General features: G+C 62.0%; 8 protein-coding genes. 2 read left to right on the top strand and 6 right to left on the bottom strand.

The features are described from left to right. Window positions 1–9 precede the first annotated feature (9 nt). Window positions 10–972 (top strand): alpha/beta hydrolase, encoded by a 963-nt coding sequence (locus HX815_RS29800; protein ID WP_177029404.1) that lies wholly within the window; start codon window positions 10–12, stop codon window positions 970–972. Between the two features lie 50 nt (window positions 973–1,022). On the opposite strand, the gene HX815_RS29805 is transcribed toward HX815_RS29800, so the two are convergent. The 5 genes from HX815_RS29805 to pvdM form a co-directional block, all read right to left on the bottom strand. Then, window positions 1,023–3,488, bottom strand: a complete 2,466-nt coding sequence (locus tag HX815_RS29805; RefSeq protein WP_177029405.1) for a TonB-dependent siderophore receptor — start codon at window positions 3,486–3,488, stop codon at window positions 1,023–1,025. Between the two features lie 97 nt (window positions 3,489–3,585). Beyond that, a complete protein-coding gene (locus tag HX815_RS29810; RefSeq protein ID WP_003208548.1) occupies window positions 3,586–5,235 on the bottom strand; it encodes a cyclic peptide export ABC transporter in 1,650 nt (549 codons plus the stop codon). Between the two features lie 157 nt (window positions 5,236–5,392). Next, on the bottom strand, window positions 5,393–6,268 hold the full coding sequence (locus tag HX815_RS29815; RefSeq protein ID WP_003208550.1) for a formylglycine-generating enzyme family protein: 876 nt from the start codon (window positions 6,266–6,268) through the stop codon (window positions 5,393–5,395). 31 nt (window positions 6,269–6,299) lie between these two features. Beyond that, on the bottom strand, window positions 6,300–7,577 hold the full coding sequence (locus HX815_RS29820; protein WP_003208551.1) for an aminotransferase class V-fold PLP-dependent enzyme: 1,278 nt from the start codon (window positions 7,575–7,577) through the stop codon (window positions 6,300–6,302). A 27-nt stretch (window positions 7,578–7,604) separates the two neighbouring features. Further along, window positions 7,605–8,954 (bottom strand): pyoverdine-tailoring dipeptidase-like protein PvdM, encoded by a 1,350-nt coding sequence (pvdM, locus tag HX815_RS29825; RefSeq protein WP_177029406.1) that lies wholly within the window; start codon window positions 8,952–8,954, stop codon window positions 7,605–7,607. A gap of 152 nt (window positions 8,955–9,106) precedes the next feature. Here pvdM and HX815_RS29830 point away from each other — a divergent pair, with 152 nt between their 5' ends. Beyond that, window positions 9,107–10,735 carry a PvdJ/PvdD/PvdP-like protein gene (locus HX815_RS29830; protein WP_102369565.1) on the top strand — a complete coding sequence of 543 codons (1,629 nt, stop codon included), beginning with the start codon at window positions 9,107–9,109 and terminating at the stop codon, window positions 10,733–10,735. A 44-nt stretch (window positions 10,736–10,779) separates the two neighbouring features. On the opposite strand, the gene HX815_RS29835 is transcribed toward HX815_RS29830, so the two are convergent. Further along, window positions 10,780–12,189, bottom strand: coding sequence for an efflux transporter outer membrane subunit (locus HX815_RS29835; protein ID WP_177029407.1), 1,410 nt, complete (start codon window positions 12,187–12,189; stop codon window positions 10,780–10,782).

Here is a 12,189-nt window from a genome sequence, read left to right on the forward strand (position 1 = left end):
AAACCTGCGATGTCCTTGCATCCGGAACTCAATGCCTTCCTCGACCTGGCGCAAGAAAGCCAGGCGGACGGTCCTGGGCCGTTTCACCTGTCAACGCCCGCCCAGGCTCGTGAGGCGTTCGAGCGCACCACCGCGCAACTGCGCTGGCAGGCGCCTGCGCAGGTGCGCTGCAGCCCCATCGAATTCACGGCACGCGATGGCGCGACGCTGGCGTTGCGTGTGTACCGTCCCGCTGACGTTTCGGCGCAGAGCCTGCCGGTGCTGGTGTACTTCCATGGCGGTGGCTACGTGGTCGGCAGCCTGGAATCCCATGACGGGGTGTGCCGCGAATTCTGCGCCAGAACTCCGTGTGCGGTGGTTTCAGTGGGTTATCGACTGGCGCCGGAGCACAGGTTCCCGACGCCGCTGAACGATGGCGCCGATGCCATGGCCTGGCTGGCCGATAACGCTGCAGCCGAAGGCCTGGACCTCACCCGCGTGGCTTTCGGTGGCGACAGTGTGGGGGCCACGCTGGCGACGGTGCTGGCGTTGCAGTCGGTGCTCGAGCCCGCGACGCTGGCAATTAAACCCTGCTGGCAACTGCTGTGCTATCCGGTGACGGACGCTTCCACCCATAGCCCGTCGAGCGAGCTGTTCGGCGAGGGCTATCTGCTGGAGACCGAGACACTGGAATGGTTCTACCGGCATTACGCCCGGGAGGCGGCGGATCGTCTTGACTGGCGCTTCTCGCCGTTACTGGCGCCGGGGTACCCGGGCATGCCACCGGCGCTGATTGCGTTGGCCGGTCATGACCCGCTGCTGGATGAAGGGCGTGCCTATGCCCGACGGTTGCAGGAGCAGGGGGTGGCGGTGGAAGTGATCGAGTACACCGGGTTGATTCACGATTTCCTGCGCCTGCAGAGCGTGGTGCCGGATATCGACGAGGTGTACGGTCAATTGACCCAGGCATTGCGAGCCGCGCTGGCAGCTTGAGAACAGGCACAAAAAAACCGGGCCAGGCCCGGTTTTTTTGTGGGTGTCGGCTAGAAGTTGTACGTCACGTCAACCGAGGCGACGCGTTCCTGGCCGTAGTAGCAGCCGAACGAGTAGTTGCAGTGGGACACGTACTCGCGGTTGAACACGTTCTGCACGTTCAGGCTGGTCTCCACGCCACGCAGGCTTGGCGATACCTTGCTCAGGTCGTAGCTGACGGTGGTGTCATAGACCACAAAGCCCGGGACCTCGAACGAGTTGGCGGCATCACCGGGTTTGGGGCCGGTGTAGCGGGCGCCGGCACCGAAGGTCAGGCCATTGAGCACCGCCTGGGTGAAGTGGTAGTCAACCCACAGCGATGCCGAAACCGGAGCCTGTTGCTCGGTGCGGTTACCGGTGTTGCCGTAGTTGTTCTTGATGTAGAACGCGTCGAGGTAGGACGCAGCAGCCAGTACGTCGACGTTGGCAATCGTCGATTTGACTTCCAGTTCAACACCGCGGGAGCGAACCTGGCCTTGCTGGACCGAGTACTGGGTGTACTCGTTATCCTGGCTCAACACGTTTTTCTGCTTGATCTGGTACACGGAAGCCGTGATCAGCGTCTTCTCGAACGGCTGGTACTTCACACCCACTTCGTACTGTTCGCCTTCGGTCGGCGCGAAGGCCTTGCCGCCACGTTCGGGCGCGGTAGTGCCAACGGTCGGCAGGAAGGATTCGGAGTAGCTGACGTACGGCGCCAGCCCGAAGTCGGTGACATAGGTCAGGCCGACACGGCCGGTGAACTTGTTGTCACGCTGTTCGGTGATGGAGTTTGCAATCAGGTCCTTGTTTTCAACTTCGGCCCAGTCCTGACGGCCACCAATGGTCAGGATCCACTTGTCCAGTTTGATCTGGTCCTGCAGGTAGACGCCGGTCTGGCGCACGGTGTTGTCCCACTTGGTGGTTTTTTCCGGGGTCACGCTGCTGGTGTCGTAGTTGTTGTTTTCGCCGTAGAGGTTGATCGGCAGTACGTTGTAGGCGTTGTAGCCGGTGTATTTGCGGTTGAAGTTGCGATAGTCCAGGCCGACCAGGGTGGTGTGCTCCAGCGCGCCGGTGTTGAATTTGTATTCCAGGTTGTTATCGATGGTGTAGGCGGTGTTGTGCTGGCGCCAGTCGAGTTTGACACGGTTGGCCCGGGTCTGGTCGACCGCACCGGTGACTGCATCGGTGACGAAGCTGCGCAGGTAGAAGCCTTTGTAGTCGTCGCGTACGTCGGTGTAGCGGGCGGTGGAGCGACCTTTCAGGTTTTCGCTGAAGCTGTGGGTCAAGTCGTAGCCCAGGATGAACTGGTCACGTTTGTAGTCGTTGTATTTCGAGTCGCCGGAGAAGAAGTTGCGGTCGATGCGTTTGCCGTTGGGGCCGCGCTCGAGAGAGCCGATCATTGGCAACGCCTGATAGTCTTCCAGGCCTCGGTCCCGCTGGATCTGCGCCAGTACGGTCAGGGATGTGTCGTCGTTCGGGGCCCAGGTCAGGCTGGGTGCCAGCAGCATGCGTTCGCTGTGGGTATGATCGACCTGCTGGTTGCCTTTCTTCGCGACGCCGACGATGCGATAGCTGAACTCTTTCTGATCGTCGAGCGGGCCGCTGGTGTCGAATGCGCCGTTGACCCGGTTGTAGCTGCCGGCACCGATCTTGACCTCGCTGCGTTGTTCGGTGGTCGGTCGCTTGGAGACCATGTTGATCAGGCCGCCCGGCTGGTTCTGGCCAAAGAGCACCGACGATGGGCCCTTGAGCACTTCGATGCGCTCCAGGGTATACGGATCGATTTGCGGGGCGCCGCCGAGGCTGCCGGCATAGGGCAAGTAAGCGCCGTCCAGGTACAGCTGGGTAGGGGCGAAGCCACGGCTGGTGATTTCGTCGGCGATCGCATTGCGGTCGGTGAAGCCGCCGGTGTTCAGGCCTGGCGTGTAGCGCAAGGCCTGGGTCAGGTTGAGTGCGCCCTGGGTTTCGATCTGTTTAGCGGTGACCACGTTGACGGTTTGCGGAATTTCCAGGAGGGGCGTATCGGTCTTGGTGCCGGTGGCGCTGCGGGTGGCAACGTAGCCGTCCACGGGGCCGTAGGCCGATTCAACAGCCTGGCCACTGATGGTGGTGGCACCCAGCTCCAGTGAATCACCCGTTGCCCGGGCACGTACGGTGACGGTGTTGGCTTGAACGGTGAACACAGCGCCGGTCCCCACCAGCATCTGCGACAACGCCTGTTCAGGCGACAACCGGCCGCTCACCGGCTGGCTGTGCTGGCCCTTTACATCATCGGCGCTGTACAGCACTTGCATGTTCGACTGGGTGCCCAGTGCCTGCAGGGCGCTTGCCAGCGATTGTGCCGGGATATTGAAGTTGATCTCCTGGGCCTGAACATGCGCACTGAACGGCAACGCCAGCGCCATGCTGAACGCGGTGGCGCTGAAGCCCGGCTGCAGCATACGGCGCATGAACAAGGCTTTGGTAAAACGTGGAATCCCCGCAATTGCTGACATTGTGCTCACTCTTACTGGTTTTAATGGTTGCGTAGTTGTTAGCGATTCTTAATTAGACGCACGAGGCCGAAAAAACCAGAATGAGAATCTAACTTATTCATGCCGGTTGCAGTTCGGTGGCTACTTTCCCGGCTTCCATGCGGACCAGTTGGTCGGCAATGTCGAAGTAACGATCGTCGTGGGAAATCACGATGATGGTTTTGCCCAGGCGCTTGAGATCCGGCAGCAGCTCGGTGTAGAAAATCCGCCGGAAGGTCGGGTCCTGGTCTGCGGCCCATTCGTCAAACACCAGCACCGGGCGTTCCTCCAGCCATGCATTGACCAGCGCCAGGCGCTTGCGCTGGCCGGTGGACAGGTCGGTGGTGGTGAACGAACCGTCACGCACGCTGACCTTGTGGCCGATTTCCAGGCGCTGCAGGTATTGGTTGGCATCTTCGGGAATATGGGTATCGCCCTGCACCACGTCGTCGAACAGGTAGTAGTCAGCGAAGATCGTGGTGAACAACTGGCGATAGTCGTCACGTGTCACTGCCGTCACGGGCTGCCCGTTGAGGCGGATTTCTCCCTGCTGCGGGGCGTACAGGCCTAGCAGCAGCTTGATCAGGGTGGTCTTGCCGCAACCGTTTTCGCCGACAATGAAGATGATGTCGCCTTGCTCGATCTTCAGGTTGACCGGGCCCAGGCGAAACGGTGCGCTGCCTTCGGTGGCGGGGAAACTGTAGGACACGTCCGTCAATTCCAGGCTGTGCACCGGCGTACTCTGGTTGCCTTGGTCGCTGAGCAGCAGGTGGGGTTCGGGCGAGGAAAACTGCTCCGACAGCGCGGCGATACGGCGGAATGCGATCTGCGCGCGGCTGACGATTGGCAGGGTGCCGATCAGATGCTCCAGCGGCCCTTTCATGTACAGCAGCACCAGCACAAAGCCGCTCATCACTGATTTGTCGGCACTCGGCCACAGTGATTGCAGGGCGAGTGCCAGCCCGATGACCACGAAAAACAGCATGGAGCCGAGGGTCTTGGCGACGACGAAAATATTCACCGAACGAATTTGTGTGTCGCAGATTTTGTCGGCGGTGCTTTCTATCCCCGACACAAACATGCGGTGCCTGCGCGGACGATGGATGCGCAACTCCTTGGCGCCCTCGGCGATGGAATTGTAGTGTTTCTGCAGTTCGTCTTCGGCGTCGCGGGCCTCCATGAAGCCTTTGATCCCCCGGCCCCGGGCGATGTACTGGACGACCGTGCCGATGATGATCGCGACCACCATGATCAAGAACATCGGCCATGACAGCATCGCCAGGTAACCCATGCAGCCAAGGGTGACGGTCAGCGAAATGGCCAGCGGGGCGAAGGCGAACGCGAAATCGCTGATGGTGTCGACGTCGTGGGTGAGCACCGGGATCAGGCGGTGGCTGCGGTAGCGCTCAATCTGTTCGATGGGCGCCGACAGGACTTTTTCCCCAAGCTCCTTGCGCAGCCGGGCGATGATCTTTTGCCCCACATAATTGGTGCCGATATCGGAAAAGATCGAACTGACCAGTGCCAGCAGGCAGAGGCCGGCAAAGGCGCCGACCACGGTGTTGGTCAGGCCGTTGTCGGCGTGCAGCACGGTATTGATGGTCGCCAGCAATACCGTGACGCTGAGGCCGCCGACCATGCCGAGCAGAATGGAGCCGACAACGATCAGCCGAAAGGGTTTGAGCAGGGTGAACAATTCATTGATCACCCCACGTGTTGGTTTGCTCATGGAGGTTCCCTGCTTGAAGATCGGCCGGGCCCGGCTTCGGTCGCGGGCTCGGCCTGGGTGGCATAGAGGGCGGTGGTGCGCCGCAATGCGTTGCATGACGGGTCACACACACCTGTAAAACGACTGGGGGGAGGGTTAATTTAGAGCGCTGGCTGCCTTACAGATCCCGCACGACGCGAAAGCCGATCCAGTCACCGCGGTTGTCCGGTACCAACGCATTGCGGTTGCCGGAGCGGGAGAACACGGGGGCTTCACCCCAGTCGTTGCCGCGGATGCGTCTGAACTGGCATTTACCGGTCAGCCAGGCGCTGCCGTCGCTTGGGGCGCCGACGTAATCGTCGTTGTAGCAATCGGCTGTCCACTCGTAGACGTTGCCGTGCATGTCGTACATGCCGAACGCGTTGGGCGGGTAGCTGCCCACCGGGGACGAGTAGCTGTAGCCATCCGCCGGGCCGTAGGTGTTGGCATGCTGGGCAATGCTGTAGCCCTTGCCCTCGTCGAACGGGAAGGGGAACGGGCCGGTGGAGCCGGCGCGGGCGGCGTATTCACGTTGGGCTTCACTGACCATCTGGTAGTGATGGCCGGTTTTCTTCGATAGCCAGGCGACGTAGTTCTGCACATCCTCGAAGTCCATGCACACGGCAGGTTGGCGCGGCCCCTGGGGGTAGCGTGGCTTGCTGGCGACGCACTCGCGGCCGGGTCGTTCATCACCATTGGCGATCTTGACCCCGGACTGGCGTACATAGCTGTCCCACTCGCCGGCGGTGACCTGGAAGCGGCTCATGGCGAAGGGCCTGGCAAAGGTGACCGGGTGCATCGGGCCTTCATCAGGCTCGCGGCCCACTTCGTCTTCCGGGGTGCCCATGGTGAACGTACCGGCGGGCAACACGACCATTTCCGGGCAGTCCTTGCAGTCCTTGAACACTTTACCGGGTGTCGGCGTGGCCGCCTGGGCCAGCCCCGGTAGCAGGGCACTGCACAGTGTTGTCAGAATCACTGCGGCCAGCGGTTTCAGGTGCGGGTGATGGTTCATGGGAGCATCTCGCTGAAATGGAAAAGAGGCGTCACAACCGTTGGCTCAGCAACGTCATGAAGCGCTGGATCTCGGCCGATGTGTTGAGCAGGCCCGGGGAAGTGCGAATCACCGGGCCGGCGTCCCGATATACCGAGTCGATCACTACCCGGTTTTTCATCATGTGGGCGGCCACGTCGCGGCTGTCCTGGCCGTTGACCCGGAAGAAGGTGAAGCCTGCCGACAACTCGCTGCTGCGGGGTGTCACCAGCTCTATCTTCGAGTGCGCCAGCAGTTGGGTCTTCAGTTCGTCGTTGAGCTGATGAATGCGTGCCTGTACCTGCGGCTTGCCCAACTGCAAGTGCAGTTTGAAGGCTTCATCCGCAGCCCAGCGATGTTCAAAGGCGTGGTAGCCGCCGGGTGTCATGGTGGTGGCGAAGTTGGTGTCTTCGGAGAAGGTCGGCACCATCGGTGTCACGTCGGTGTTCTGTTCCGAGCGGGCGCAAATGATCCCGGTGCCCCGCGGGCCGAACATCCACTTGTGGGTGCCGGCAATGAAAAAGTCGCAATGCATGTCCGGGAAGTCGAGGTTCTCGACGCCAAACCCATGCACACCATCGACCACGTAGAGGATGCGGTCCTTGTCGTCACGGTTGCGGTTGTGTTCATCCACCAGCTTGCCGATCGCGCCGATCGGCAGCTTGACGCCGCTGCCGGATTGCACCCAGGTCATGCCGAGCACACGGGTATTGGGGCGGATATTGCGCTCGATAGAACCGAGCACTTCATCGACGGACACCGAATGGGCGCTCTCGAACAATTTGATCTTGCGTACCTGGGTGCCTTCCTTGCGTACCCGGAAATCGAGGCTGTAGGCGGTGGCGTAATGTTCGTGAACAGTGGTGAGAATTTCCTGGTCGGGGCGTACCTGGATCCCGCCGTAAATCATCGCCAGGCCTTCGGAGGTGCTGCCGGTCAGGGCTATCTGGCCGGGCCTGGCATTCAGGTAGCGGCCGGCCCATTCGCGCACCTGGCCTTCACGCTTCCATGTCTCTTGCAGGTCCCAATCCATGGCCAGGCCGGGGTTGCGGTCGATCTGCGCGCGGTAGCGCTCGATGGCCTCACGCACCGGCTTGGGGTGCGAGGCCACCAGGAAATTCGAAAAGTGCAGGTAGTCCGGGTCCTGGGTAAACAGTTGGCGAAAGCCTGCCCAAGGGTCGCCAGGTGGTGCCGCATTGCCTGCCAGTGCCTGGGGGATGATGGCAGTGCCCAGCGGCAGGCTCGCGGCGAGAAGCCCGGCCTGCTTGAGAAACGTACGGCGGTCGGTCATGAATTCACTTCATTCATTGAGGGTGGTTCAGCGGTTGGCCAATGGCTTGGCAGCTTTTTGTACCTGGTCCCAGACCCGCAGGAAGTTGCCTCCCCAGAGCTTGGCGATATCGGCTTCGGAGTAGCCGCGCTGGATCAGTTCCGCAGTCACGTTGCGCACTTCGCCGACGTTCTCCCAGCCCTTGAGGCCGCCGCCGTCGTTGAAGTCCGAGGCGATGCCGACGTGGTCGATGCCAACCTTGCGCACGGTGTAATCGATGGCATCGCCCAAGTCCTTGAGGGTGGCCTTGGGTTCTTCTTCGAGGATGGCGTACAGCGCACTGGCGTATTGGCCAAACTTTTGTTCTGGCCAGGCCGAGATGATCGGGTCGCCGGGCATCAGGGCTACGGCCAGGTTGGGCAGTGGCGGCAGGTCGAAGCGCGCGCGCAACGCGTTGAGTTTGTCCTGGGTGGGCTGGCTGAGGGGGCGCAGGTAAGCTGGGAAGCCCACCACCTGAACGACACCGCCGCTGTTCTTGATCAGTTGCAGTTCCTTGTCGCTGAGGTTGCGCGGTATGTCCACCGACGCCCGTGGCGCCGAGTGGGAGGCCACCATCGGTGTGCGGCTCAGTTGCGCAACTTGCTCCAGGGCCTTGGTGGACATCTGCGAGACATCAATGATTACCCCCAGGTCGTTGAGGCGATGCACGGCTTGCTTGCCGATATCCGAGAGGCCGTCGAGGGCATCGGGTGAGTCATTGAAAAACGGCAGTGGGCGTGACGAGTCCGACCAGGCGTTGTTGCCGATGTAGCTGAAGCCGAACATGCGCATGCCGCGCGCGGTCCACAGGTTCAACTGATTAAGGTCATCACCCAGCGGGTAGGCGTTGAGCATGCTGATAAAGATCGCAAACTTGCCTTCGCCATGCAGACGCCGGAAATCATCCGGGGTGTAGGCAATGCCCACTTGGTTGGGGAAGTCGCGAACCATGCCGGAGATGATCTTGTAGCGAGTCTCCTGCTGGTGGCGGGCTTCTTCGACAAAACCCGCAGTGGGCTTGTGGGGCGCATTGGGGCCGTTCCACATTTCCGGCCAGCCGAAAATCGTCAGGGCTGCACCCGACAGGCGCCCCCGGTTGGCCTTGGCCAGGTCGAACTGGCCGCTGCCGTCCTTGTCGGCTTCGTTGCCGGTGGTACCAAAGTTGAGCGGCACGGTGATGTGACTGTCGAACGACAGCAGGCGGTCCTGCATCTCATTGGCCTGCTTGATTACCGCCAACGGGTACCCGGCATTGCCCCTGAACCAATGGTCCCAAGCCAGGAACCCGGCCCCGGCGCCAATGGCCAGGACCAGCGGCAGGCCGAAGTACAACGCCTTTTTCGAACGTGGTTTTGTCATTGCCATCTCAGTCAGTTGAGGCCTTTGCTATCTGGGATGAACGAGCGATGGGCGGGAAAATTTAAGCCTGGGAGGCGCGGTGCTAAATTTCCCCTGTCAGCGAACGTTCTAGCTTGGATAAAGCCTGCTTGATGGCTGACACAGGTAAAGCAATGACGATTTCTCGACGAGGGTTCATCGCCGGCCTGGCACTGACTGGCGCTGCAGTGCCTGCGGCCTTTTATGCCCATCGCGAGCTGACGCGTGAAGAGTTTCCGATTACCCCGGGCGAAGCCACGGTGGATCTGGCAGACACCGCCGGCCAGCATTTGGCGGACAGCCTGCGTGGCGTTTGGCATGTGCAGTTGGCAGGCCGCGATGCCGGCCTGAAAGGCCTGCCCCTGGAGGGCCTGGAATTGCTCCTCGACGTTGCCCCGCGTGGGCGTGGCCTGCGGGGCTACCTCGACACTGGCGAACAACTGCGTGCCGACGGCGAGCCGCGCTATCGTGTGTTGGGTGACCTGACTCCCGGCGACGGGGCGCATCTGTACTGGCGCCTGATCGACCGCGATGCCGTGGATGGGGCTCCGGCCTACGAGTTCACAATGACCCTTGATGAAGTCTGGGCCGAATTCGGTAACGCCGGCAGCGGCACCCTGAGTGGGCAGATCCTCAGCCTGGACCGCCCATTGGCCCTGCTCGAACGGGACAATCATTTTGTCGCCACCAAGCGGCTGTTTCCCGAGGCGCGTGAGCGCATCGGTCTCAACCCGGTTCTATTGGCCTGGTTGATTGCTCCCGAACATCGCCTGTTTCACCAGCTCTGGCACGCTTCCCGTGACCAGTGGCACAAACTCTCCGAAGACAAGCGTAATGCCTTGCGGGGGATCGGCTGGCAGCCTGGTCCGCGTGACCGGGAGCGCGATGCACGGGGGCCGCGCAAGGATCGCAACGGTTCGGGCATCGACTTCTTTTTCATGCATCGGCACATGCTGGGCGCCGCACGTTCGATGCAGGACTTGCCATCGTGGACGTACTTCCCTCAGCCACAGCCGGGGCTGGAGCGTGATCGCCAGGGGTTTGTGCGTTATTTCGACAATCATGACGGTTTCGCGTTGCCGCCTACCTGGATGGCGGCGAATGACAGTGCGTATACCCAGTGGGTCAGCGATATCAAGGCGGCCGAGACTTACCACAGTAACTTTGAGGTCTGGGAGTCGCAGTACCGCGACCCGCGCTACCTGGCGAAACTCACCTTGGGGCAGTTCGGCTCGGAGGTGGAGCTGGGCCTGCACGACTGGCTGCATATGCGCTGGGCCTCGGTGCCGCGGGACCCGTCCAACGGCGCGCCGGTGCCTTTTGCACGGGACCCGGCTGACTTTGCCGCGCGTTGGTACGTGGCAGAGAATGACTTCCTTGGAGATCCGTTTTCTTCTCACGTGAATCCGGTGTTCTGGCGTTTTCATGGTTGGATCGATGACCGCATCGAGGATTGGTTTCGTGCCCATGAGCGTTTTCATCCGGGTGAAGTGAGCCGGCTGGAAGTCAACGGCGTGCCCTGGTTTGCGCCGGGGCGCTGGGTGGAGGTGGATGACCCGTGGCTGGGGCCGGACACCCATGGTTGCAGCACCACGCCGGGGTTGCAGATGGGCAAGTCGATGGAGATGGACCCGGAGACCATGAAGCTGGCGCTGCGGATTACCTTCGGGGCGGATGAGGACAGGCTGGCCGGGCTGTTTCGCAAGGTGCCGAAGCGTCCCTGGTACGCGCGCCATTTGAAGGTCAAGGAGCGGGTGCTCTAAAGCGCGCCGCTCAACGGTGGGGGCCGGGCAAGCCCGGCTTTCATTCAGTTGATTGTGCTTGCTGGCACCTGCCAGCCGCCCCCCAGCGCCTTATACAGCGCAATGCTTGCGTTCAGCCGTGATCGGCGCAATTGCACATTCAAATCCTGCGCCGCGTATAACGTACGCTGCGTCTCCAGCACCGTCAGCAGATCCTCCGCTCCGGCCTCGTATCGGCTCTGGGCAATCTCAAAGGCAGTCTGCGCCTCCCTCAGTTCCTCGCTCTGCCACTGACGCTGCGCATCCAGCCCGCGAATGCTGCTCAGGGCTTTTTCCACATCGGCAAAGCCATTGATGATCGCTCCCCGGTACGTCTGCAGCAGCTCATCCTGGCGCGCCCGGGCCTTGTCCCGCTCGGCGCTCAGGCGGCCATTGTTGAAGATCGGTGCGACCAGGCCGGAAGTGAGGTTGTAGAACGGGCTGCGCACTACGTCGGCGAGCTTGTTGGCGCCCGAACCCAGGTCGGCACTGAGGGTGAGGGTGGGCAGCATGGCTGCCCGGGCCACGGTGACGTCTGCCTGGGCTGCTGCCAGCCGGGCCTCGGCACTGGCGATGTCGGGACGGCGGCTGAGCAGTTGGCTGGGAACACCGGCGGCGATGCCCGGCCAGTTCAATTGGGCGAAGGGTTGCGGGGCCAGGTGCAGGTCCTGCACCGGTGTGCCCAGCAGTGCCGCGAGGCTGATCAAGGCCTCGTCGGCCTGTTGCTGTGCCAGCGGCAGTTGGCGTTGTTGTGCGGCCACGAGGCTTTTTTGCTGGGCCAGTTCCAGGGCGGTGGCGGAGCCTGCATCGTGGCGAGTCTGCACCAGCTTCAACACGTTTTGGGCGTTGTCCAGGTTGAGTTGGGCGATGCGCAGTTGCTCACGCAATGACAGCCACTGGGTATAGCTGGTCGCAACACCGCTGAGCAGGGTCAGTTCCACGGTGGCCTGGTCGAACTCGATGGCGCGCACCTCTTCCACGGCGCTGTCCCGGGCGGCGCGCTTGCCACCCCAGAAATCAATTTCGTAAGTGGCGCTCAGGCGCGCATCGAAGTAATCCACGGCCTTGTTGCTGCTGGTGGCATCCAGCTGGCTGTAGCCCTTGCCCCGCAGCAGCTTCTGGCGGTTTGCATTGAACGCGCCGGTGAGTTCAGGCAGCAACGGTGCGCCGGCTATCACTGCGCTGGCCTGGGCCTGGCGCACCCGGGCCATGGCGCTGGCCAGGTCGTAACTGCCGCTGCGGGCCCGTTCGATCAGTTGGTTGAGCTGGGGGCTGTCGAAGCTTGTCCACCATTGCTGGTTGTCCCGCAGCGCCGTTGCGTCGTTTGCACTGTGCCAGGCGGGCGGTGTTTGCATGCCTGCGTCCGGACGCGGTGCGGGGCTGCTGCAGGCGGCCAGCAGCAGGCTGGCGGCGAGGAGGGTCAGGGACACTTTCAT

The sequence above is a fragment of the Pseudomonas sp. E6002 genome (assembly GCF_013385565.1).
Lineage (GTDB): Bacteria > Pseudomonadota > Gammaproteobacteria > Pseudomonadales > Pseudomonadaceae > Aquipseudomonas.

Excerpts from the sequence above, each read along its gene's own strand:
- HX815_RS29805 (WP_177029405.1), bottom strand. The coding sequence starts at position 3,488 with ATGTCAGCAATTGCGGGGATTCCACGTTTTACCAAAGCCTTGTTCATG.
- HX815_RS29820 (WP_003208551.1), bottom strand. The coding sequence starts at position 7,577 with ATGACCGACCGCCGTACGTTTCTCAAGCAGGCCGGGCTTCTCGCCGCG.
- HX815_RS29830 (WP_102369565.1), top strand. The coding sequence starts at position 9,107 with ATGACGATTTCTCGACGAGGGTTCATCGCCGGCCTGGCACTGACTGGC.
- HX815_RS29800 (WP_177029404.1), top strand. The coding sequence starts at position 10 with ATGTCCTTGCATCCGGAACTCAATGCCTTCCTCGACCTGGCGCAAGAA.
- HX815_RS29810 (WP_003208548.1), bottom strand. The coding sequence starts at position 5,235 with ATGAGCAAACCAACACGTGGGGTGATCAATGAATTGTTCACCCTGCTC.
- HX815_RS29815 (WP_003208550.1), bottom strand. The coding sequence starts at position 6,268 with ATGAACCATCACCCGCACCTGAAACCGCTGGCCGCAGTGATTCTGACA.
- pvdM (WP_177029406.1), bottom strand. The coding sequence starts at position 8,954 with ATGACAAAACCACGTTCGAAAAAGGCGTTGTACTTCGGCCTGCCGCTG.
- HX815_RS29835 (WP_177029407.1), bottom strand. The coding sequence starts at position 12,189 with ATGAAAGTGTCCCTGACCCTCCTCGCCGCCAGCCTGCTGCTGGCCGCC.